This window comes from Mucilaginibacter sp. SG538B (genome assembly GCF_013376065.1).
Classification (GTDB): Bacteria; Bacteroidota; Bacteroidia; order Sphingobacteriales; family Sphingobacteriaceae; genus Mucilaginibacter; species Mucilaginibacter rubeus.
This window is the reverse complement of sequence record NZ_JABMJI010000001.1, coordinates 1,965,438-1,988,394: the sequence shown is the minus strand read 5'-3', so window position 1 is coordinate 1,988,394 and position 22,957 is coordinate 1,965,438. Positions and strand designations below refer to the sequence as shown.

The following is a 22,957-nucleotide window of genomic DNA, read 5'->3' as shown; positions in this document are numbered from 1 at the left end:
CTTTTTAATGACCTAATGAGGCGAAGCTAAAGACCTAATGACAATTATTCATTTTTCAAACTCCTAACCGGGTTGGCCAGTGCCGCCTTGATGGATTGAAAGCTGATGGTTACAAAAGCGATCAACACGGCCAAAACCGCAGCCAATACTACCACCCACAATTGTATGTTTTGCCGGTACGCAAACCCCTGTAACCATTGCTGCATGGCGACCCAGGCAACCGGAATGGCTATTACTATTGCTATCATTACCAGTTTGATAAAATCTTTTGACAGCATACCTACTATAGCGCCTACATTAGCGCCAAGTACTTTACGGATGCCTATCTCCTTAGTGCGCTGTTCAGCGGCATATGCTGCAAGGCCAAACAAACCTAAACAGGCTATTACAATTGTTAAACTTGTAAATATGATGAATATGGTACCCATCCGCTGTTCCGCACGGTATGATGAATCAAAATCATCATCCATAAATGAATATTCAAACTCCTTACCCGGCTTTATGGATTTCCATTTGTCGCTGATCATTGCCATAAGTGCAGTGATATTAGCGGTATTTACTTTTACACTTAAGGCGCCGGTATCCTGCCCGTACATCAATATCACCGGGCTTACATTATTACGCAACGAAGCGAAATTAAAATCCTTAATAACGCCTACTATATGATATTCTTTAAACGTTTTGGCCATATTGTCCATAGGTAAAAACATGGATTTGTTAAGCGGGTCACGTACGCCCATCAGTTTCGCCGCCGTTTCGTTAATGATCATAGCCGCCGAATCGGTGGGCATCTGGTTTGAGAAATTACGGCCTTTGGTCAGTTTTATGCCGAGGGTTGGCAGGTAGTTGTCGTCAACTACCCAGGTTTGTGCAAGCACTGCTTTTTTGGGGTCGAGCCCGCGTTCCTGGAAAACGCTGCTGCTGTTCCGGTAATCAGAAGTTGGCAAAAAGCCTGTCATGGTTACACCTATTACGCCGGGCAACTGCTTTACTTCATCTCTTAACACTTTGCTCTTGTCGCCAAGGTCATACACGCCATGAATCACCAATACCTGGCTGCGGTTATAACCAAGGTCTTTATTCTGAATATATTTAAGCTGATTATAAATCACCAGCGTACCAATGATGAGCACAATCGATATAAAAAACTGGAACACCACTAACGAGCTCCTTAACATACCACCCTTAAAGCCAGAGGAAAGCTTGCCTTTCAAAACATCAATTGGCTGAAATGCCGAAAGAAAAAATGCAGGATACGAACCGGCCATGAAGCCGATCACCAAAACTATAACAAGCAAAGCGGGAATCAGCCAAACCAATGACCCCATATTAAGCTCCATGGTTTTACCCGCAATATTATTGAATACCGGCAGCAGAAAATATGCCATCAGCATAGCTATCACCGTAGCAATAAATGTTACTATGATAGATTCGGACAGGAACTGGGCAATGAGCGACCGACGCCTTGAACCAAGCACCTTGCGTACCCCTACCTCCCGGGCACGGTTTGCAGAACGGGCGGTTGAAAGGTTCATGAAGTTTACACAGGCTATCAATAAGATAAAAATTGCCACCGCGCCAAAAATGTACACATACTGGATATTCCCGTTATGGTCGAGCTCCGACACGAGGTTTGATTTAAGGTGGATATTCTTCAATGACATAAGGCTCAATTGGTATTTGTTGCCGGAACCTTCAAACGAATCAAAAGTAAGATGTAAGATACTCTGCAATTGCGGACCCGCATATTTGTGCATCAATGCAGGAAACTTTGCTTCAAATTTTTTGGCATCCACACCAGGTTTTAGCAGCACATAGGTATTGAAATTATTGCTAAACCATGCCCCATCTTTGCTTTCGGCATTTGATGCCATCGACAGGAAAAAATCATAACGAAAATGCGATTGCCTGGGCAGGTCTTTAATTACACCCGTAACCTTATAAAGCAGCTTTTCATCAAACGTAAAGGTTTTGCCCACTACCTGCGTGTTGTTAAAATAACGTTTGGCCGTACTTTCAGTGATAACCACGGTATTCGGTTCAACCAGCGCCTTTTTGGGATCGCCGGCTATCATAGGCAGAGTGAATACATCAAACAATGTCGAATCTGCAAGTACCATTCTGTTTTCGTGAATGGTTTGGTTACCTTTTTTCACGTTATAACCGCCGCGTTGCAACAAACGGCAGGCACGTTCAACCTCGGGATAATCGTTTTGAAATACAGCCCCCAGCGGCGCCGGAGACGATGCATAGCTTTGATCGATACCGCCAAATTTAATCTGCATATTGGCGCGATAGATCCTGTCGGCCTTAACATTGAACTTGTCATAACTTAGCTCATCAACCACATAAAATATAATGAGTAAACATGTGGCCAGCCCAAGGGACAAACCAAATACATTAATTGCGGTGAAACCCACATTTTTTTTCAATGTGCGAAATGCAGTTTTAAGGTAATTTCTAAACATGGTTCATTGGTTCAATTGTTCGTTAGTTCATTGGTATCCTCCTGTTACATAACTGCTAACTGCCACTACAAACTGCCTACTCATTTTTAAGGCTGTTAACCGGGTTTGCCAATGCTGCTTTTATAGATTGGAAACTTACTGTCACAATAGCTATTAACATGGCGCCTGCACCTGCCAGCACCAGCACCCACCATTGTATACTGATGCGGTAAGCGAAATCCTGCAGCCATTTGTTCATTAAATACCAGGCTAAAGGGGTTGTAATGGCTATGGAGATCAATACCAGCTTTATAAAATCTTTGGATAAGGTATTTACTATGGCAGATACACTTGCACCGAGTACTTTACGGATCCCGATTTCTTTGGTACGTTGCTCGGCGGCATACGCAGCTAAGCCAAATAGGCCAAGGCAGGCAATGGAGATGGCTAATACGGTAAATATGATAGATATGGTGCCGGTACGCTGCTCGGCCCGATAGTTAGCGTCAAAGTCCTGATCCATAAAAGAGTAGCTAAACTGGCTTTGGGTCATGCCCTGCCATTTGCTTTTTATCTGATCGACGAGAGCCGGTAAATTAGTTGTATTTACCCTGATACTCAGATTTCCACTGTCTTCGTCCATTAAAAAAATCATCGGACTGATATTTTCTCTCAGCGAATTGAAATTAAAATCCTTAACCACGCCAATGATGTGATAAGCTTTTACATGATCACGGTTACCATCCATATTGCGGTACAGGATTTTATTAACGGGATTAGTAAAACCTAAAAACTTGGCCGCTGTTTCGTTTATCACTAATCCGGTGGAATCCGTTGGCATGCCTGCGGAAAAATCGCGCCCGGCTGAGATCTTCATACCCAGGGTATTGATGTAATCTGCGTCTACCCGCCAGCTTTGTGGAAACAAAGCAGTTTTTTGATCGGCCGCCGCTTCTTTGTAAAAAATGGACGTTCCCCTGTTTTTACCGGTTGGTAAATAACCCGTCAATGTAGCGTTAACCACGCCTTGTAATTGCTTCACCTCATTTTTAAAGGTTTTGGCATGGCTGCCCAACTCAAACGCATTATTAATAATAAGCACCTGGTTACGGTTATAACCCAGGTTTTTGGTTTGAATATAATTGAGCTGATTATAAATAACAATGGTGCCAATGATGAGGAATATTGAAATAGAAAACTGGAAGACAACCAGCACACTCCTGAGCCAGCTGCCTTTGAAACCACCGGCCAGTTTACCGCTAAGCACATTAATTGGCTGAAATGCTGAAAGAAAAAAAGCAGGATATGATCCGGCAGCAAAACCTACCACCAGTACAATTAATAGTAAGGCCGGCAACAACCAGGTTAAGGTTTGCGAACCTACAACCAATTCTTTTCCGGACACTTGATTAAATAGCGGCAATAAAAGTAAAACGGCAAAAAAAGCGATAACCGCTGATGCCAGGGTCACCAATACCGATTCTGTTAAAAACTGGGCTATTAAATATTTACGCGGGGAACCTAAAACTTTACGTACTCCTACCTCTCTTGCCCTGTTGGCCGAACGTGCTGTTGACAGGTTCATAAAGTTGATGCCTGCTATAAGTAATATAAATATGGCAATGGCCGAAAATATATAAACATACTGCACCGAACTGTTGCTGCTTAACTCGCCGGTACGGTTTGAGTGTAAATGGATATCGGTTAACGGAGTTAGGTTAAGCCTGAAATAACTGCCGCTTTTTTCAAAATCGGCAATGTTGACGTGTAAGGCCGTTTGCATTTGCCCTTCGCTGTATTTTTTTAGGAGGGCAGTTAATTTCTTCTCAAATAACTTGTAATCTGTGCCCGGTTTCAACACCACGTAAGTATTATAATCACTTCTCAACCATTCAGAAGATTTGCTATCAGGCCAGCTTATCATCGACATTAAAAAATCAAAACGAAAGTGCGATTGCTTCGGTAAATCCCTGATCACCCCTGTAACCTTTAATAGTTGATTGTTATCGATGGTAAGTGTTCGTCCTACAACATTGGTACTGTTAAAGTACTTTTTAGCTGTAGCTTCAGTTATTACTACTGTATTTGGCTCTTTCAAAGCCGTAGCCGGGTTACCATTAATCATGGGCAACGTAAACACATTAAACACCGATGGGTCGGCAAAAACGGTACCGTACTCAAGGATGCTTTCATTACCTTTTTTAACATGAAACCCTCCCGCTGCTTTAAGCCGGGTTGCTTCTTCCACCTCAGGGAGATCCGTTTTTAAAGCCTGAGCCAACGGCGGCATTGCAACGGCATAAAGTACATTATTATTACCAAATTTAAGGTCTTCATTAACGCGGTACGTGCGATTGGCTTTGTCATTAAAACGATCATAGCTCAGTTCATCAGCTACATATAGCACAATCATAAGGCAGGTAGCCAGGCCAAGGGCCAGCCCCAATATATTTATAACCGTAAACCCCACGTTTTTACGCAGGGTACGGAATGCTGTTTTTAAGTAATTTTTAAACATAAACCCCTCCTAACCTCCCCAAGGGGAGGAATTTTAATTAATTATTTTATATCATAGCCACACTTTAAGCCCTCTCCTTTGGAGAGGGTTGGGTGAGGTTTATTCGTTTTTTAAACTTTTAGCAGGGTTAGCATTTGCTGCCCTCACCGATTGTACACTCACTGTTACAAAAGCAATGATCACAGCCAGGATACCCGCTACCGCGAAGATCCACCAGTTAATATCAACGCGGTATGCGAAACTTTGTAGCCATTTGCTCATGCCATACCAGGCCAGCGGCGACGCTATCAGTGTGGCAATCAACACCAGTTTCATCAAATCTTTTGACAACAGGGTAACTATAGAGGTTACACTTGCACCCAAAACTTTCCTGATGCCAATTTCCTTTACCCTTTGCTCTGCGGTAAAGGTTACCAGGCCGAAAAGCCCAAGACAAGCAATACTGATGGCCAACACGGTGAATATGAACAGGATGCTACCTTGCTTTTGCTCTGACTGATATTGTTTGGCAAAATTCTGATCAAGAAAATGAAACTCTGCCTTGTTTTCAATATCAAACCTGCCATACACTTTACCGATATAATTAAGCGTGGCCTGGATGTTATTTTTGCCTATGCGCACGTACATATTATCCTCATCATTAGTAGTAGCCGGCAGGTGCAGTACCATAGGCGATACTTTATGCTGGAGCGAATAGGTATTGAAATCCTTAACTACACCAATGATCTTTTGTGTAATTACATTACCGTTTTCATCCACCCCGGTACGTACCGATTTTCCAACAGCATCTTTCCATCCCATTTCATTCACAAGCGTTTGATTGACGATGATGGACTCTTTCTGATCAGTCGCCATCGAGGCTGAAAAATTCCGTCCTTTAGCCAGCCCGATTTGTAAGGTTGGTATAAAATTTTCATCAACAACCAGGCTTTCCACCACCTTTGAATCAGCGTTGTTTTTACCATAAGCACCGATATTGAATTTCACTGTACCAATATCATTATTGCCTATCGGGTTACCGGCTATACCCACAGCCTCAACGGCAGGGTTTTGCAACAGCTGAGTTTTAATAGCTGCTATTTTAGTTCGGGCCGATTTATCATGAATATGAAAAGTAAGCGTTTGCGCCTTGTTAAAGCCGAGATCCTTGTTCATTACATAATGCAGCTGCCGGTAAATAATGCATGAACCGGCTATCATCACAATGGTAATCACAAACTGAAACACCACTAATGCCTTTCTGAAAATTAAAGTAGAAGCCTGGCTGCCCAGTTGCCCTTTCATAGCAGTGATGGTTTGAAAACCCGAAAGGAATAAGGCCGGGTATAAGCCACTCAAAATACCCGTAATAAAAGCAAACAGTGTAGATATAATAACCGTTTTACTAATGCCGAATTGAAATAGAATCAAATCTTTGCCCGATAGCTGGTTAAAATAAGGTAGTAAAGACTGTACCATTACCGCAGCTATCAGGGTAGCAACGCCGGTTAGTAATACCGATTCGGCAAAGAACATGGTTATTAGTTGTTTTTTGCTTGATCCGATCACCTTGCGTACGCCGATCTCTTTGATCCTTACCGATGAACGTGCGGTAGTTAGGTTTACGTAATTAATAACCGCGATTGCCAGGATTAGCAAGGCCACTACACCAAACACATAGATATAGGTGATGTTACCAACGCTCCCAAGCTCATAATCAAGGTTTGAATGCAGGTGGATGGAAGTAAGCGGTTGCAGTTCCATCGTAAATTGCATTGGGCCAAGTTCGCCTTTTATATATTTATTGAAGAAAGCATCCGAGCTCGCTTCTATCTTTTTATAATCGCCCGGATTTTTGAGCAGTAAGTAGGTATAAATACCTGCATTGCCCCATTTATCAGTATAACCATCAGGAAACGAGCGCAGCGCCTCAAAACTGAATTGCGAATTTACCGGCACATCATCTACTACGGCGGTAACGGTATTGGGATTATTTTCGATAAGCACCGTTTTATCCAAAGCATCGGCAGTGTTGCCAAACAGTTTTTTGGCCAGTGTTTTGGTAATTACAATGCTGTTAGGTTTGCTTAAGGCAGTGGCAGCGTCGCCGGATAAAAAGTGATGGGTAAAGATATTAAAGAAGCCCTTATCAGTAAAAAGCATGGCGCCTTCATTGATCTGCTTTTCACCATAGCTTATTTTACCACCTCCTTCAGCATCTATGCGGACAGCATCTTCAACTTCAGGATAGTCGTTTTTTAAAGCGGGGGCATATGGGGCCGATGTCACTGCAAGGTTAAACTTGCCGCCGTTCCATGCCCCGTGTTGTACAACCCTGAAAATCCTGCCGGCCTTTTCATTGTACCGGTCATAGCTCCATTCGTCGATAACATATAGGGCAATGAGCCAAAAGGCAGCAACACCAATAGCCAGCCCTAAAATATTGATAAATGAAAATACTTTATGTTTGAGGAGGTTTCTCCAGGCTATTTTAATGTAGTTACGCAACATTGGTAAATGGTTTATACCACTAAAGTATTAAAACCCGTACCAAATATACAATTAATTAAAAATCAGATATTTATACAAAAAACATCAATTTAAAACCGTACGATAATGGAACACATGTAGTGCGTTTGTGAACGATTGTTTAAGGTTAAAGGCAAAAGGCTTTGAAATTGGGATTTTAATCCATTTTGTTCTTCCTTTCGCCTTTGACCTCTTAAATCACACTTTTCTGGCGCAAGTATTGAGCGGTTGCCGGAGCGTAGACCGATCTATTCGTTTTTCAAACTCTTAACCGGATTGCTCAACGCCGCTTTGATAGCCTGCCAGCTTACCGTAAGCAGGCAAACTACCATACTGATCCCTATAGTGGCAATAAATACCCAGGCGCTTATATCTGTACGGTAGGTATAATGCTGTAACCATTTGCTCATGTTGTACCAGCTCAGGGCCGAACCAATAATAAATGAAATAACCACGAGTATTAAAAACTCTTTCGACAGGTTGAACCACAAACTACTGATGCTTGCGCCTAATACTTTACGGATACTGATTTCCTTTTTACGCTGCTCGGCCGAGAACGAAGCTAAACCAAACAAGCCGAGGCAGGATATAATAATGGCCAACACCGTAAACGAACTCGACAACGTACCCAACAGCTTTTCATTCTCAAATTTGCCGCTGAAGTTTTCGTCAACAAACTTGTATTCAAATGGGTATTCGGGGTTATATTTTTTATAAATATTGCCAATTGTAGCAAGGCTCTTTGATACCGAAGCGTTCGGATTTAAACGAATACCAAGCTGACCTGCCCAACCTTTATCAAAACCAATAATGGCAGGCTTGACAGGCTCATATGGCGATCCCCAAACAAAATCTTTAACAATACCAACCACGGTACAATTACGGCCCTGCCATTTCACTATCTGCCCAAGCGGATCTTTTAACCGCATCAGTTTAACAGCCGATTCGTTCATAATGAGCGACAGTGAATCGGCCATACGACCAGGTATGTAATCACGGCCTTTTATCAATTCAAGCTTATAAGTTGAAATAAAATGAAATGAAGTAACAATCTGGTCGATAGGTATTTTATCCTCGCCAGGTAGCTGTCCGGGCCAGTTGATGCCCCAACTGCTGCTGCCGTTACTGGCTATACTGCCCGATGTCTCTGCAGCATCAACAGCGGCTCCTGCATTAATTATATCCGTTCTGAAGTTTTCGTACTCTTTATATAAATTTCCATCTAATGAGATTTCGATAAGTCCATTTTGTGAATAACCTACCGGGCGGTCTTTAATGTAGTTGATCTGTTTATAAATCAGGATACTTGAAAGTATAAGACATGTAGCAAATACAAATTGCACAATAACCAATACCTGTCTTGAGTGCAGCGTTTTTCTACCAGTTTTGTTAGTGCCCTTTAAAACTTTTACCGGTTTAAACGACGATAAAAACAAAGCCGGGTAACTACCTGCCAATAAACCTGTTATCAGCGTTACTAATATAGCGGCACCCCATGCCCACGCATTTCTATAAGGAATTGTTAGTTGCTTATGTATGATTTCGTTAAAATAACCAAGCGTTGATGCTATTATTACCAGTGCAACAACAAGCGAAATTATAGCGGTTAGGATTGATTCGCCTAAAAACTGCTGAACAATGGCTATTCTCCGTGCACCCACAACTTTACGGATCCCAACTTCACGGGAGCGGCGCTCAGACCGCGCAGTAGAAAGGTTCATAAAGTTGATACACGCAATAAGCAAAATACCTATTGCCAGAAAAAGGAATAAACGCACGTATTCGATTGCGCCACCTGTATTCACTCCATTTTTGAACTCGCTGTGCAGGTGCCATTTGGCAAATGGAAACAAGAACAACTGATTTTCTTTATTATGATCGTCATAGCGACCAATTAACTTTTTGATTTCCAGATTAAGCTTATCTACATTAACACCAGGCTTAAGCATAACATAAGTTTTAAACGAATAGTTACCCCAACCCGATGTTTTCACCCAGCCATTATCAGCTTCATAAAGTTTCCATGGAATTAGTGCATTAAACCTGAACGTAGAATTCCGGGGCAGATCTTTGTAAACAGCACTCACTTTTACCAGCCGCGAACCATTTAACTTAACAGTTTTACCTATAGGATCGACATCGCCAAAAACGGCCTTTACTGCCGATTCGGACATGATAACTGACGACATATCCCTAAAAGCATCTTTTTTGTTACCCTTCACAAAATCAAGTGTAAACATGTTCAGAAATGACTCGTCGGTCGCAATTGTATTAACTTTTAACGGTTTGTTGTTGTAATTAAACAGTTGATCATATGACCAGTTTGCACGGGCTGCATACTCAACCTCCGGATAGTCTTTTTGCAGCGCGGCAGCAATCTGCACGGGCGTGGCATCCCCCGTGTTTATTTCGCCATTTGAAGGCTGGTTACGCATTACCTTATACAACCTGTCTTTATTTTCATGAAACCCATCGTAAGTAAATTCATTATAAACATATAACAGCAACATAAAGCTCACTGCCATGCCTACACCCAAACCTCCAATATTGATGGTCGAATAAAGTTTGTTTTTAATCAAACTCCGCCACGCGATTTTTAAATAGTTCTTAAACATATGTTTTATTTCATTAGTCATTGGCCATTAAGTCATTACCTGTCACTTGCGCAATTAGCCAATCAAAATGACTTTATGACGCGTAGCTAATGACTTAATAATAATTATTCAGATCGTAAACTCTTCACCGGGTTAGTCAACGCCGCCTTCAATGCCTGGAAACTTACCGTAGCGAAGGCTATAACAAGCGCTACCATCCCTGCTAACGCAAAAACCCACCAGCCTATCGCAATACGATAAGCAAAATCCTGCAGCCATCTGTGCATGGTTAACCATGCCAGCGGAAATGCAATTAATGACGATAGTATAACAAGCTTCAAAAACTCTGCTGACAGCATATTTACTATACCCGATACAGAAGCCCCTAATACTTTACGGATACCTATTTCGCGGGTACGCTGTATGGTGCTGTATGATGCTAAACCAAATAAGCCCATACAGGAAATAAGTATAGCCAACACAGCAAAATACATGAACAGTTTACCAAAATTTACTTGTTCTGCATATTGAGCATTAAAAGTTTCGTCAACAAAAGCGTAATTGAATTGTCGTTCGGGCACAAGGGTTTTCCATCTGTTTTGAATAGCAGCTATCGTTGCAGGAATATTTTTTGCTGCGATTTTGAGCGTGAGCATCCTGTTAAAATCAGGATCGACACTTATACTTAACGGCTTAACAGGCTCTTGCAGCGATTGAAAATGAAAATCTTTTAAAACGCCGATGATCTTTCCGGTTCGCCCCCATTGTGAAAGCTTACGTCCTATCGCTTCGGAGGGACTACTGTAGCCAAGGCTTTTGGCTGCTGCTTCATTAATTAAAAAAGCTTTAGAGGTATCAGTGCCGAACGATTTCGAAAATATTCTGCCAGCCGCTACTTTCACTTCAAACTGTGGAATAAAATCATAGTCAACATAGTACGCATCAATAAGCATTTGCTGCATAACACCTGTGTGGTTCTCTATCTCCGAATCGCTATTTCCGTTACCAAAACCGGGCAAACTTCTGGACGCCGTTACAGAAATTACATTGGGAATTTTTTTTAATTCATTCTTTATTAATTCAACTCGATGCTGTACAGCGGTATCTGAGAAAAAATCAATGGTCATCATTTGGTTTTTTTGAAAACCAAGTGGCTGATTACGCATATAATTTAGTTGCGTATAAACTACAATGGTGCCAACAATGAGAATTATGGATACCGTAAACTGTACGACTACAAGTGATTTTCGTATTATAATTCCTTTAAAAGATTTACTAATCCTGCCACTTAATGTAGCTATTGGTTTAAAACCGGAAAGAACAAAGGCGGGATACAAACCAGCTACAGCACCGATGCTTAATGACAACAAAAAGAGATCGAACACATAACCATGAACAAAAATGGTGGTATTTGTTATTTTGCCCGATAACTGATTATAAAACGGCAATAACAAATTACTTAGCAATATCGTAAATAAAAAGGCAAATAGGCATATAATAACCGTTTCGGATAAGAACTGGATAATCAACTGCTTTCTCGCTGCTCCAATTACCTTGCGAATCCCAACTTCTTTTGCCCGTTCTGCTGCCCTTGCTGTGGTTAAATTTATAAAGTTAATACATGCAATAAGAAGAATAACAACAGCAATGGCCGAAAAAATTCGCATATTATGCAAATCACCAAATTCCGGACCTCCCCTGGTGGTATCCATGTAAATATCTTTCAAAGGTACAAAGTGATAATCGTAATTTACACCTTCCTTTTTATCAGCTGCGGTATAATGTCTATTTGCAAAAGCCGTCATTTGGCTCTCTAACCTTTGCGAATTATACCCTTTGGGCAATACCACATAGGTGCGTCCACAAATAGCGGCCCAATTCGCCAATACATCTGGACGAAATTTTAAAAAGGTGGCGTAAGAAACAGCCATATCAAATTTAAAATGTGAGTTTGCAGGTACATCTTTTATAACTGCTGTAACCAAAGCTGGATATTTGCCATCAAGTGTTAGGGTCTTACCAACAGGGTCAACATCGCCAAAATATTTTCTGGCCATAGTTTGTGTCATTACAACCCTGAACGGTGCCTCAAATCCTTTTTTCACATCGCCTTTGATGACCGGTAAAGTAAATACCGTGAACAATGAAGGATCTGCATATATGAGGTTTTCTTCCTGAAATTTTGCGCCGCCATATTGTACCAAAAATCTTGCCCCGAGTATCCTGGCATTTTCTTGTACTTCGGGGAAATCTTCTTGTAAGGATGGACCAATTTGTACAAATGCTGCCGATGTTTTAATAGTTGAATTAGGATGTACTACATCAACTGCGACACGATAAATGCGATCGAACTTTTCGTTAAACGTATCATAACTGAGTTCGAACTTTATATTTATGTAGATTAGAAAACAGGCTGCCAAACCTATTGCCAGCCCAATAATATTAATTATCGAAAATCCTTTATGCCGCCATAGGCTCCTGCATGCAATTTTGATGTAGTTTCTTATCATTGGGTTAGTTCATTAGTTTAATCATTCATTGGCGCTTGTTTGCTTATGCAATTGATTCATCGGGTTTACTCACCTTCACTCATGAACAAGTGACATCGCCATTCAGAACGTAGACTCTTCACCAGGTCAACGCTGCTTTAATGGCCTGGCAGCTGATGATAAAAAAAAGCTATGATAACGGTTAGGCCAACAATATTTAAAGCGCTGTAAACTTCGTATTAACTAAGTTTCGCCATGCGGTTTTCAGGTAGTTTTTAAACATAGGAATAGCTCTTAAATAGTAAAATTCTCTAACATGCCCTTCTCACAAATGCAGAGAAGGGCAGCAGAGGCAATTATTAACTTATCTATAAACTGATTTCGGGGGCGTTGGTCTAAGTCAAAATCGTCAGTTTTAAACCGGAAGTTCTTTTCTTACCAAGAGAGCTATAAAACCATCAGCTATGAACTCAACAAACTACACCATGATATTTTCCATAACCGTTTGTCCGTCAAGCAGGCGTATAATGCGGTGACTGTAACGGGCGTCATGTTCAGAGTGGGTAACCATGATAATGGTAGTTCCCTGTTCGTTCAGGTCGGTAAGCAGTTCCATCACATCGTTACCATTGCTGCTGTCCAGGTTACCGGTAGGCTCATCCGCAAGGATCAGTTTGGGTTTATTAACAACTGCACGGGCAATGGCCACACGCTGTTGCTGACCACCTGATAACTGCTGCGGATAGTGGTTGCGACGGTGCATGATCTGCATTTTGTCTAACACCTCTTCCACCCTTTTAACACGCTCTGAAGCAGCCACTCCTGTGTAAATCAACGGCAATTCAACGTTTTCAAACACAGTAAGTTCATCAATAAGGTTAAAGCTCTGGAACACGAAACCGATGTTGTGTTTACGCAGATCGGCGCGTTTACGCTCATTAAAATGCGCTACTTCAATTTCATTAAAAACATAGCTGCCGGCATCCGGGTCATCAAGCATTCCTAAAATATTAAGCAGGGTTGATTTACCGCAGCCCGATGGGCCCATAATGGCTACAAACTCACCTGTAGCCACTTCCATAGATAGCTTGTTTAATGCGATGGTTTCTACCTCTTCGGTACGGTAGAATTTCTCAAGATTAGAAATTTTTATCATTGGTGCCTCCGTTATTCATCCCGCCTTTATGGCGATATGATTTTATTTTTTGTTTATTTTAATTTATTAATTAGCTCTGTTATATATTATATATGACGCTTAAACAGTGCCAGGCGTTGCAGCCTGGTTACGTTATTTTTTTAGCACAAGCTCCTGAATATCACCATAGGTTTCATAACTTGAGGTAATAACCTTATCGCCCGGATTTAAGCCTTCTGTTACCACGAAGTAATCAGGGCTCTGGCGTCCAAGCTGGATGTTTACCCTGTATGCTTTTGAACCATCTTCACTTACCTTAAAGATCCAATTGCCGCCTGTTTGCTGGAAGAAACCACCTTTAGGCACCAATACCGCCTGCATCTGATCACTCAACGCCAACCTCACCTGCAGTGTTTGCCCTTTACGGATCCCTGTAGGCACTTTACCAACAAATTGCATATCAACCTGGAAACTACCTGTTGTTTTAACCTGGGTATATACCTTTTTTATGACCAGGTTATATGTTTGATCGGCAAACTGAAAATCGCCTTTCAGGCCGGTGTAAATACGTGACAGGTAATGCTCATCGATATCAACCCTAACCTTAAAGCCCGATTGTACGTCTATCTGCCCCAAATGCTCGCCCTTATTTTTGCTCTGACCTACTTCGGCATCCATTGAGGTTAACTGGCCATCGGTAGGCGCCACCAATACTAAACCGGCCACTTTTTTTCGCATCAGTTCAAGCGTAGTTTTCATGTGGGCGTATTGTTCCTGTGATTGTGAAGCCTGTTGCTTAACCAACGCTGTATCCTGCCTAAGAATCTGTTTAGCCAATTTGTAACGATTTACCTGATAATCATAAGTATTTTTAGCTGATTGATATTCCTGCAGGCCGATGGCTTTCTGATCATATAAATGTTTGTCCAACTTGTAAATCCTTTCAGCCTCTTTATATGCATTCTCTACATCGGCCATAGTATTTAGCTTGCTGATGGTGTTTTGCTGTGCATTGTTATGGGAGATCTGCATTTGGGTTTGCTCGGCATAAACCGCGGTTTCCTGGTTAGCTAAAGTAAGCTCAAGATCGGTATTAGACATTCTCAAAATCCGATCGCCTTTTTTAAGGTTAGCTCCGTCTTCAACGTATTTTTCTTCAACAACACCGCCTTCAGATGCATCAAGAAATATGGTAGTTAGCGGCATAACCACGCCGTTAACCGGTATAAACTCCTGGAAAGGACCTTTAGTAATAGTACTTATAGTTAAGCGTTCAGTATCAACATCAAGCTTGCTTTTACCCGATGTAAGATAAATACTGCCGCCTATTAGTAAAATAATGCCTGTAATACCTGCAATGGTAAGTATCTTTTTGCTGTTCCAGGTCTTTTTCTCAATTTTTCTGTCCACTGTATTTCTATAATATTTTGAATGTTATAACAAAAAGATATGCCACAAATTAAGATACTGTTTTTCAATAACTTAAACACAAAACACCATATTTGAGCGTACGCTTCTGTTACATCAGGTGTACGGTATTGATACAATGTTTTTTTACGTATTAATAGCCTGTTATAGGCAAATACAGGTTAGCACTTCATTGTGAAGTATTTATATCATATACTGCATAAAGTGCGGGTATTTAGCACAAAAATTGTAACATGTGGCATAATTAGCGAGTCTTTAATTTATTGTTCATAGTTAAATGGTTTTAGCGTATAGTTCATAGTTGATGGCAACAATGCTAAAAGTTTATTTAGGCAGCTTCGGTAAAGAGATACAATTTAATTTAAATTTATAACTTTTATTAAATTGACACCCTCAATAAATAAGATGCTATTTTTATTTTGAACTTAAATGATCAAGTGGCATCGTTTTGAAGACCATGAACAATTATCTATGAACTATTAACTAAAAATAAATGATACTAAAAAAAGCCACCGTTTTAATTGTTGATGACGATCCGGACGTACTTACCGCGGTTAAACTTTTGCTAAAACCCGAAGCCCGTGAAATCATCACCGAAAAGAACCCCGAAAACCTGAACTGGCTGCTGCAACGTAACGAGGTTGATCTGATTTTGCTTGACATGAACTTCAACAGCGCAATTAACACGGGCAATGAGGGGCTTTACTGGCTGCGCAAGGTAAAAGAATGGAAGCCTGATGTTTGCGTAATTATGATAACAGCTTATGGTGATATTGACCTGGCTGTCCGTTCGCTTAAAGAAGGAGCAAATGACTTTGTGGTAAAGCCATGGCACAACGAAAAGCTCATAAATACGATAAAAGATCTTTTGGATAAAAAAGAAGGTGGAACAAAAACCACCAAAACCCCTGTAAAAAGCACCGCGGGAGACACTTCTATCCTTGGTGAATCGGACGTGATGCAGGATATTTTTTATAAGGTGAACAAGATAGCCCCTACCGATGCCAATATCCTGATCCTTGGAGAGAACGGTACCGGTAAAGATCTTATGGCAAAGGCTATCCACGAACGTTCGCTCCGCGCTGATAAACCTTTTATTAAAGTAGATGTTGGCGCGTTAACAGATACCCTGTTTGAAAGTGAGCTCTTCGGCCACAAAAAAGGCGCCTTTACCGATGCCCGGGAAGACCGTATGGGGCGTTTTGAAGAAGCCCAGGGCGGTACTTTATTTTTAGATGAAATTGGCAACATCAGTTTGCAGCAACAGGCCAAGCTGCTTACCATTTTACAAAACCGCCAGGTAACCCGTTTGGGCACCAACAAACCTGTTGATGTGGATATCAGGCTCATTTGCGCTACCAATGTGCCTTTGAGCGAACTGGCAAACGAAAACAAGTTCCGTAAGGATTTGATCTATCGTATCAATACTGTCGAGATCAATATGCCACCGCTACGCCGTCGTAATGAGGATATTGTAATATTGGCTCGCCATTTTGCGAAATTGTACGCGAGTAAATATCTTAAGCCATCAATGGACTTTGATACGGCAGCTATTAACAAGCTTAAATCATACAATTTTCCGGGCAATGTTCGTGAATTACAATATACTATTGAACGTGCAGTGATTATGGCCGACGACAATACCTTAAGGCCCGACGACCTGATCTTTTCAATACTGGAAACATCAACAGAGAGCGTGGTTGATGCCGACAATATTCCGTTAAGCGCCCTTGAAAAGAACGCTATATTAAGGGTTATTGAAAAACACAATGGCAATATTACCCGCGCAGCCAAAGAACTTGGCCTCACCCGCACCGCCTTATACCGAAGACTAAGTAAATATGATATTTAACCGTTACGAGTGGCGGCTTTTGCTGCGTGTATTTTTATTGCTGATTGTACTTACCGTCACGGCTTTTGTCATAGTAAGCCTTAATCAGCTGTTGTATCTCGTGATCCTGTTGCCGCTGGTTGCCTACTCGGTGGTGGATATGATCCGTTTTCAGAAAAAAGCACAGGACGAAGTAAATCAATTTGTAGAGTCGATCCATTACCGTGATTTTTCCCGCCATTTTGATGTACGCAAGGCCCCCAATGAGCTTAAGCCCCTGCGTAAAGGTTTTAACGATATCAATACCACATTTAAACTGATAAGCCGCGAACGCGAAACACAATATCATTACCTGCAAAAAATCCTTGAGCTGGTTGATACCGGCATTTTATCTTACGAAGAAGAAACCGGCGAAACCGGCTGGATCAATGAAGCTTTTAAAACCATTATAGGCGTACCTTATCTTAAGACTGTGCACTCACTTGAAAAGCGTGAGCCATCATTGTATGCTGAACTTATTAAACTCAAACCCGGAGATAGTAAGATTATCACTGTTACCCGTAACCAGCAACAGGTTAAAATACTGGTGAACGCCAGCCTGATGCGCAGCGATGATAAACTATACAAACTCATCGCTTTTCAAAACGTAAACGAAGCCTTGGATGAAACGGAGTCGAAAGCGTGGTCGAAATTGCTTAATGTAATGACGCATGAGATCATGAACTCCGTAGCTCCTATTTCCTCACTGGCGGATACGCTCAAGAACCGCCTGCAAAGCCCTGATATTGCCGAAAGTCTGCCTCATAGCGATTTGGAAGATATTGAGCTCGGTATCGATACCATCAAGCGCCGCAGCGAAGGCCTGCTTAAGTTTACCGAAAGCTACCGCAGCCTCAATAAGATCACCAAACTTGATCTGAACAAGATCATGGTGCGTAATATCTTTGAAAACCTCAACAGCTTGATGACGCCTACACTGGAGAAAAAGAAGATAGAACTGGAGATCATCCTGCGCGATCCGACACTTGCCATTGAAGCCGATATTAACCTCATCGAACAGGTGATGATCAATTTGCTGGTCAACGCTATTGAAGCTGTAAAAGACCGCGAAACACCGCGCATAACGCTTACAGCTGAGATTCAGGGTGGAAAAACCTTTGTAAAAGTTATCGATAACGGATTAGGCATGCCACCCGAACTGCTCGACAAAATCTTTATCCCTTTCTTCAGTACCCGTAAAACAGGCAGCGGTATTGGCCTAAGCCTGTGTAAACAGATCATGCTGTTGCACAAGGGCAATATCCAGGTACAATCAACCGAAGGTAAAGGTTCGGCGTTTATTTTGTCATTCGTATAACCCCCCAGCCCCCTGAAGGGGAGCTTTTGATTAGCATCCTTTATATGACATTCCGAAAACTTACGAAGTTTCCAAAACTTCGTAAGTTTGGTTTAATAACGTCTGCTTCATGAATTATAAAGGTAATATCCTCGCCATTTCCGGCAGTTTAAGGTCGGGATCATCTAATCATAAAATCCTTCAATTTTTAAGCGGATTGGTTCCAACTGATATAAGCTTTTTTGTGTACGGCAAACTGGCAGATATCCCGCCATTTGATCCGGGATTGGATCATGAACATCCACCAGAAGCAATTGCAGAATTGCGAGAATTAATTAAAAATGCATCAGGCATTATCATTTGTACACCTGAGTATGCATTTGGAGTTCCCGGTCAGCTTAAAAACATGTTGGATTGGATGGTCTCGAGCGGTTCGTTGGTTGATAAACCTGTAGCTTTAGTTACCGCGTCATCAGTTGGCAGTCATGCTCACGCTGCATTGCTGCTGACACTTGGGGCGCTTTCAGCAAAAGTAATAGCAGGAGCAACTTTGCTTATTCCTTTTATCAGGAGTAAAATAGATGTGAATGGGAATATTACAGATGAGCAAACGGAGAGGGCTTTGCGGGATGTAATGGAAGTATTTTTAAAAGAAATATAGCCATGAAAAAACTGCACCATATGCTGAATTTATTTCAGCACCCCACAGGACAGGCAGACGCCCAGATTAGCAGGCGGCTTAGCAAATGAGGTGTTGAAACAAGTTCCATAGACCATAATTTTTACTCCACTCCCAATTCCCTCATCAACCTGCCCACGGTTTCTTTCAATTCGGCAATTTCCTGTTCGGCTTTTGTTAAACGGGCCTCCATTACTGATGAAGATGGGCGACCACTTGGCTCATCTGCAAAATCATCATCGTTAATTTCGGGTGTTCCGCTTAATAGATGGGCATATCTAACTTCTTTTTGGCCGGGGCGTTTTGGCAACTGTACTATATAAGGCATTTCACCTCCGGCCAGTTTATCCAGGATTTCCTGCACCTCTTCTATCGATTCAAACTCGTACATGCGGCCGCTGTTGGTATTCAATTCACCGGGTGTTTGAGGACCGCGAAGGATCAACAGGCAAATCAGTGCTACTTCTGACGGGATCACCGGGAAAACTATCGCAAAATTGTGTTTGTATTTAATATTGCGAATAGAACCACCGGTAGCGGTAGATGTCAACCCCCGTCGTTTTAATGAGTTTAGCGCATTGATAACAGTATCATCGTCATAATTAACAACAGGTTTGCGCGATGTTTTCTGGTTACAGGCGGCCACCAATCCGTTAAGGGTCATAGGATAATAATCGGGCGTGGTTTTGGCCTTTTCCATTAAAGTACCAAGCACACGTAGTTCTTCTGCATCAAGTACGGGTAAAGTTTGCGGTGAATCCATGGCTAAATATAAGCAGGTTTTTATAGCGTCAAAAAAAAATGCTGATTTTCTGAATGCTAAAATCATTAGGATTAAAATAATAACACCAAAATAGTTTACTTTGCATTGCAATGTCTTTATTCATTACATCATTAAATTCGGGAAGTAATGGCAATTGCTATTACGTAGGGAACGATCAGGAGGCTATATTGGTTGATGTGGGCATTTCATGCCGCGAGACTGAAAAACGCATGACCCGGCTGGGCTTGTCCATGCAAAAGGTAAAAGCCATTTTTGTATCGCATGAACATTCTGATCATATTCGTGGTATACCGGTATTAGCCAAAAAATATCAGCTGCCGGTTTACATCACCCCCGGCACGTTGATGCACCTTAGCGGTGTTGATCATTTTAAGGTCCATCACCTTACCGCATTTCAAACAATTGTTATTGGTGACCTCGAAGTAACATCCTTCCCCAAAATGCATGATGCGTCTGAGCCGCATAGCTTTATTGTAAGCTGTCGCAATGTTAAGGTAGGCGTGTTTACCGACCTGGGAATAGTGTGCGACCAACTGATCCGCTACTTTAGCCAGTGCCACGCCGCTTTTTTGGAAGCCAATTACGATGATGACATGCTTGATAAAGGCGGTTACCCTTATTATTTAAAACAACGCATCTGCGGGGGAAAAGGACATTTATCAAACAAGCAGGCCCTGGGGTTATTTACAACACACCGCCCACCGCACATGACCCACTTGCTGCTTTCACACCTATCTAAAAATAACAACGACCCTAAACTGGTGAAAGATTTGTTTACCAATTGTGCCGATGGTATCAATATCATCGTAGCTTCGAGGCACGAGGAAACGCCGGTTTATTATATCAGCAATACGGTTGTTCAGCATGAGTCGTTAGGGCAGCTTGGCCTGAGCTTTTGATCAGGCAACATCATTATCAGCCAGATCCTGCAAGAAGATGGTGCTTAGCATATCATACAGTTCGGGGTGTTTATGTTTCAACTCGTTTGGCTTTTGAAAAAAGTACTCGGAAACAACGGCTAAAAACTCGGCTTCATTGGTTATTGCATATGGATTAATATCAGAACGACCCGCTTCTATTTTGTGAATTTCCTGGTGAATCATCTTCAGCCACGGCATTACATATTCATGAGCAAGCAGATTTTCGGGCACACCGTCAGTAGCCCCGTCCGATTTATCAAGCAGGTGTACAAACTCATGAATAGCCGTGTTCCCTTTCCCTGCCGATTTACTAAAACCTTTTGTCAACGCCGCTCTCGACAGGATCATTTGCCCGTTCATATATCCTGAGCCTACCATTCCTAAAATGTTCCTGTTTTCTCCTTCAAACTGAAACTCGCTGTCGAAAGTATCTGGGTAAAGGATCACGTTGGTGAGGTTACGGTATTTCCAATCGTTAAAGCCAAATATCGGGATCACGGCACTGGCAGCTATCATTACTTTATCAGCATCGCTTACCGTTGTACCAACACCCTCGATAGTAATATCCGCTAAAAGTCCGGCAACCTTTCTCTCAAACAACAGTTTTCGATCAGCATCAAGGTGCTGATAATATGGAATGTGCAATTCTAAAAGCGCTTTATAATTCAATGTGGCAGCAGGCGTTTCATTTACCATTTTCTTTTTATTGAGGAAAACGAACACCACCAACGCAACAACGATCAATATCAGGATAGGAACCATTTTTATTTACAGATTAAATTATAAAACAAAGTACAACAACAACATAAACAAAGCGGCTATCAGGGTATTTAAAAAATTAACGGTATTGTTGTTGATCAGATTTTTTCTTTCTAATACAGCACCTAACACAGAGTCGGCTACATTCCCCAATATGCCGGCAACAACTATCAAGATGAGGTCCGCTGTCCAACCCATTCCTATGGCATAAACAACAGCAATGATAACTGAGCCAATTACGCCAATTAAAGTACCCTCTAAGCTGATCACCCCATCAAGTCCGCGTAAATCCGGCTTTAGGGTTATAATATTGAAGAAACGTTTTCCGTAAACCGTCCCTAACTCCGATGACAATGTGTCGGCTGTTGCCGAAGCGAAGATGGCGGCAATCATCAATTGTAAAACTTGAGTTTGGGCCGGAAAAACGAAGATCAAAATTCCGCATAAGGCAGCGGTACCTGCATTGGCCAAAACCTGTCCGGCTGTTCTTCCACCTTTTTCCGCCGCATTTAAATCCTGCTTAACTTTGCTTTGCACTGAGGTAGCCGCCGAGCCTAAGATAAAAAAGGTGGTCATCATGGCTAAACCTGTAAAGCAGGCACCGGCAAATACCAGGATGGCAACAGCGGCACCGGTTAATGCTGCTATAACAGTTAGCTTACGGGCCGATATACTGTATGCTACACCAGCTACTAAAATAAGTGCCAGCAAACCATAACTTAACCACATAGTCGATCAAAGGGATTAATGTGGCGCTAAATTAAACTTTCAATTCATACTTTTGGGCACATGAAAGATATACTGGGCCAGGCCATACATGATCATTATCATAAATCAGCTAACCATAAACTTTGGATCAATAATCAATATGGACCTAAAGAGGAGATGCCCATTGATGTTTACTTCAGGGATGAGGATGACATGCCGGATATAGAATGGCTGGCCATGAACGAATGCCGCGGAAGCGTGCTGGATATTGGCGCAGGAGCAGGCAGTCATGCTTTAGTATTGCAGCAACGTGGCTTTGATTGCACCGCGCTTGATATTTCCCCGTTAGCCTGTGATGTAATGAAACTGCGCAAAGTAAACAAAGTAATCAAAGGTAACATTTTTGTTTATGACGAATGTAAATACGATACCCTGCTTTTGCTCATGAACGGGATTGGCCTTACCGGAACGCTTGCAAACCTAAAGGTGTTTTTACAACACATTAAACTGCTGCTCAAGCCAGGCGGGCAAATCTTATTTGATTCATCAGATATCACTTATTTATATGAAGATGGCCTGCCGGAAAAAGGTTATTACGGTGAGCTACTTTATCAATATGAATACAATCGCCAAAAAACTGACTGGTTCCATTGGTTATATGTTGATGAAAAAACACTTGAGCCCATCGTTGCAGAAGCAGGATTTGATATGGAGGTGTTATTGGAGGATGAATTTAAGCAGTATCTGGTGCGGTTAACATTGAGCAAGTAAAACAACAGTAATTTTCTTGTTGGCAGGCTGTATTATGTGCTGAATAAACT

At 41.7% G+C, this 22,957-nt stretch carries 15 protein-coding genes; 5 read left to right on the top strand and 10 right to left on the bottom strand.

Going from position 1 to position 22,957, the window contains the following annotated elements; all coding sequences use genetic code 11:
* Positions 1–44: 44 nt before the first annotated feature.
* The 7 genes from FHW88_RS08050 to FHW88_RS30320 all read right to left on the bottom strand — a co-directional run bounded on the left by FHW88_RS08050 (position 45) and on the right by FHW88_RS30320 (position 15,101).
* A complete protein-coding gene (locus tag FHW88_RS08050; protein ID WP_176624476.1) occupies positions 45–2,468 on the bottom strand; it encodes an ABC transporter permease in 2,424 nt (807 codons plus the stop codon).
* Between the two features lie 76 nt (positions 2,469–2,544).
* A complete protein-coding gene (locus FHW88_RS08045; RefSeq protein WP_176624474.1) occupies positions 2,545–4,965 on the bottom strand; it encodes an ABC transporter permease in 2,421 nt (806 codons plus the stop codon).
* A gap of 99 nt (positions 4,966–5,064) precedes the next feature.
* Positions 5,065–7,455, bottom strand: coding sequence for an ABC transporter permease (locus FHW88_RS08040; RefSeq protein ID WP_176624472.1), 2,391 nt, complete (start codon positions 7,453–7,455; stop codon positions 5,065–5,067).
* Between the two features lie 266 nt (positions 7,456–7,721).
* On the bottom strand, positions 7,722–10,088 hold the full coding sequence (locus tag FHW88_RS08035) for an ABC transporter permease (RefSeq protein WP_176624470.1): 2,367 nt from the start codon (positions 10,086–10,088) through the stop codon (positions 7,722–7,724).
* Between the two features lie 104 nt (positions 10,089–10,192).
* Positions 10,193–12,577, bottom strand: a complete 2,385-nt coding sequence (locus FHW88_RS08030) for an ABC transporter permease (RefSeq protein ID WP_176624467.1) — start codon at positions 12,575–12,577, stop codon at positions 10,193–10,195.
* Between the two features lie 457 nt (positions 12,578–13,034).
* Entirely contained in the window at positions 13,035–13,712 is a 678-nt protein-coding gene (locus tag FHW88_RS08025) for an ABC transporter ATP-binding protein (protein WP_090525339.1), read from the bottom strand.
* A gap of 132 nt (positions 13,713–13,844) precedes the next feature.
* Complete coding sequence (locus FHW88_RS30320; RefSeq protein ID WP_091163814.1) at positions 13,845–15,101, bottom strand: efflux RND transporter periplasmic adaptor subunit; 1,257 nt, start codon at positions 15,099–15,101, stop codon at positions 13,845–13,847.
* Positions 15,102–15,612: 511 nt separating this feature from the next.
* Between FHW88_RS30320 and FHW88_RS08015 the strand changes: the two genes are divergently transcribed.
* From FHW88_RS08015 to FHW88_RS08005, 3 genes are all read left to right on the top strand, one after another.
* Positions 15,613–16,971, top strand: a complete 1,359-nt coding sequence (locus tag FHW88_RS08015) for a sigma-54-dependent transcriptional regulator (RefSeq protein WP_090525334.1) — start codon at positions 15,613–15,615, stop codon at positions 16,969–16,971.
* The gene (locus FHW88_RS08010; RefSeq protein WP_090525332.1) at positions 16,961–18,307 is read left to right on the top strand and encodes a sensor histidine kinase; all 1,347 of its coding nucleotides are present in this window, start codon (positions 16,961–16,963) and stop codon (positions 18,305–18,307) included. Before FHW88_RS08015 ends, FHW88_RS08010 begins: the two co-directional genes overlap by 11 nt.
* A gap of 109 nt (positions 18,308–18,416) precedes the next feature.
* Entirely contained in the window at positions 18,417–18,947 is a 531-nt protein-coding gene (locus tag FHW88_RS08005) for an NADPH-dependent FMN reductase (RefSeq protein ID WP_176624465.1), read from the top strand.
* Between the two features lie 121 nt (positions 18,948–19,068).
* Here FHW88_RS08005 and FHW88_RS08000 read toward each other — a convergent pair whose 3' ends face one another.
* Complete coding sequence (locus FHW88_RS08000; protein WP_176624463.1) at positions 19,069–19,728, bottom strand: YceH family protein; 660 nt, start codon at positions 19,726–19,728, stop codon at positions 19,069–19,071.
* Between the two features lie 110 nt (positions 19,729–19,838).
* On the opposite strand from FHW88_RS08000, the gene FHW88_RS07995 reads away from it, so the two are divergent.
* Positions 19,839–20,648 carry an MBL fold metallo-hydrolase gene (locus tag FHW88_RS07995; protein ID WP_176624461.1) on the top strand — a complete coding sequence of 270 codons (810 nt, stop codon included), beginning with the start codon at positions 19,839–19,841 and terminating at the stop codon, positions 20,646–20,648.
* On the opposite strand, the gene FHW88_RS07990 is transcribed toward FHW88_RS07995, so the two are convergent.
* Both FHW88_RS07990 and FHW88_RS07985 read right to left on the bottom strand, forming a co-directional pair.
* The gene (locus tag FHW88_RS07990) at positions 20,649–21,431 is read right to left on the bottom strand and encodes a zinc-dependent peptidase (protein ID WP_176624459.1); all 783 of its coding nucleotides are present in this window, start codon (positions 21,429–21,431) and stop codon (positions 20,649–20,651) included.
* 18 nt (positions 21,432–21,449) lie between these two features.
* On the bottom strand, positions 21,450–22,157 hold the full coding sequence (locus FHW88_RS07985; RefSeq protein ID WP_176624457.1) for a DUF92 domain-containing protein: 708 nt from the start codon (positions 22,155–22,157) through the stop codon (positions 21,450–21,452).
* Positions 22,158–22,217: 60 nt separating this feature from the next.
* On the opposite strand from FHW88_RS07985, the gene FHW88_RS07980 reads away from it, so the two are divergent.
* Positions 22,218–22,907, top strand: a complete 690-nt coding sequence (locus FHW88_RS07980) for a class I SAM-dependent methyltransferase (protein ID WP_176624455.1) — start codon at positions 22,218–22,220, stop codon at positions 22,905–22,907.
* Positions 22,908–22,957: the final 50 nt, after the last annotated feature.

Bases quoted from the DNA above. Each gene is read 5' to 3' on its own strand.
- FHW88_RS08050 (WP_176624476.1), bottom strand. From the start codon at position 2,468: ATGTTTAGAAATTACCTTAAAACTGCATTTCGCACATTGAAAAAAAAT.
- FHW88_RS08045 (WP_176624474.1), bottom strand. From the start codon at position 4,965: ATGTTTAAAAATTACTTAAAAACAGCATTCCGTACCCTGCGTAAAAAC.
- FHW88_RS08040 (WP_176624472.1), bottom strand. From the start codon at position 7,455: ATGTTGCGTAACTACATTAAAATAGCCTGGAGAAACCTCCTCAAACAT.
- FHW88_RS08035 (WP_176624470.1), bottom strand. From the start codon at position 10,088: ATGTTTAAGAACTATTTAAAAATCGCGTGGCGGAGTTTGATTAAAAAC.
- FHW88_RS08030 (WP_176624467.1), bottom strand. From the start codon at position 12,577: ATGATAAGAAACTACATCAAAATTGCATGCAGGAGCCTATGGCGGCAT.
- FHW88_RS08025 (WP_090525339.1), bottom strand. From the start codon at position 13,712: ATGATAAAAATTTCTAATCTTGAGAAATTCTACCGTACCGAAGAGGTA.
- FHW88_RS08015 (WP_090525334.1), top strand. From the start codon at position 15,613: ATGATACTAAAAAAAGCCACCGTTTTAATTGTTGATGACGATCCGGAC.
- FHW88_RS08010 (WP_090525332.1), top strand. From the start codon at position 16,961: ATGATATTTAACCGTTACGAGTGGCGGCTTTTGCTGCGTGTATTTTTA.
- FHW88_RS08005 (WP_176624465.1), top strand. From the start codon at position 18,417: ATGAATTATAAAGGTAATATCCTCGCCATTTCCGGCAGTTTAAGGTCG.
- FHW88_RS08000 (WP_176624463.1), bottom strand. From the start codon at position 19,728: ATGGATTCACCGCAAACTTTACCCGTACTTGATGCAGAAGAACTACGT.
- FHW88_RS07995 (WP_176624461.1), top strand. From the start codon at position 19,839: ATGTCTTTATTCATTACATCATTAAATTCGGGAAGTAATGGCAATTGC.
- FHW88_RS07990 (WP_176624459.1), bottom strand. From the start codon at position 21,431: ATGGTTCCTATCCTGATATTGATCGTTGTTGCGTTGGTGGTGTTCGTT.
- FHW88_RS07985 (WP_176624457.1), bottom strand. From the start codon at position 22,157: ATGTGGTTAAGTTATGGTTTGCTGGCACTTATTTTAGTAGCTGGTGTA.
- FHW88_RS07980 (WP_176624455.1), top strand. From the start codon at position 22,218: ATGAAAGATATACTGGGCCAGGCCATACATGATCATTATCATAAATCA.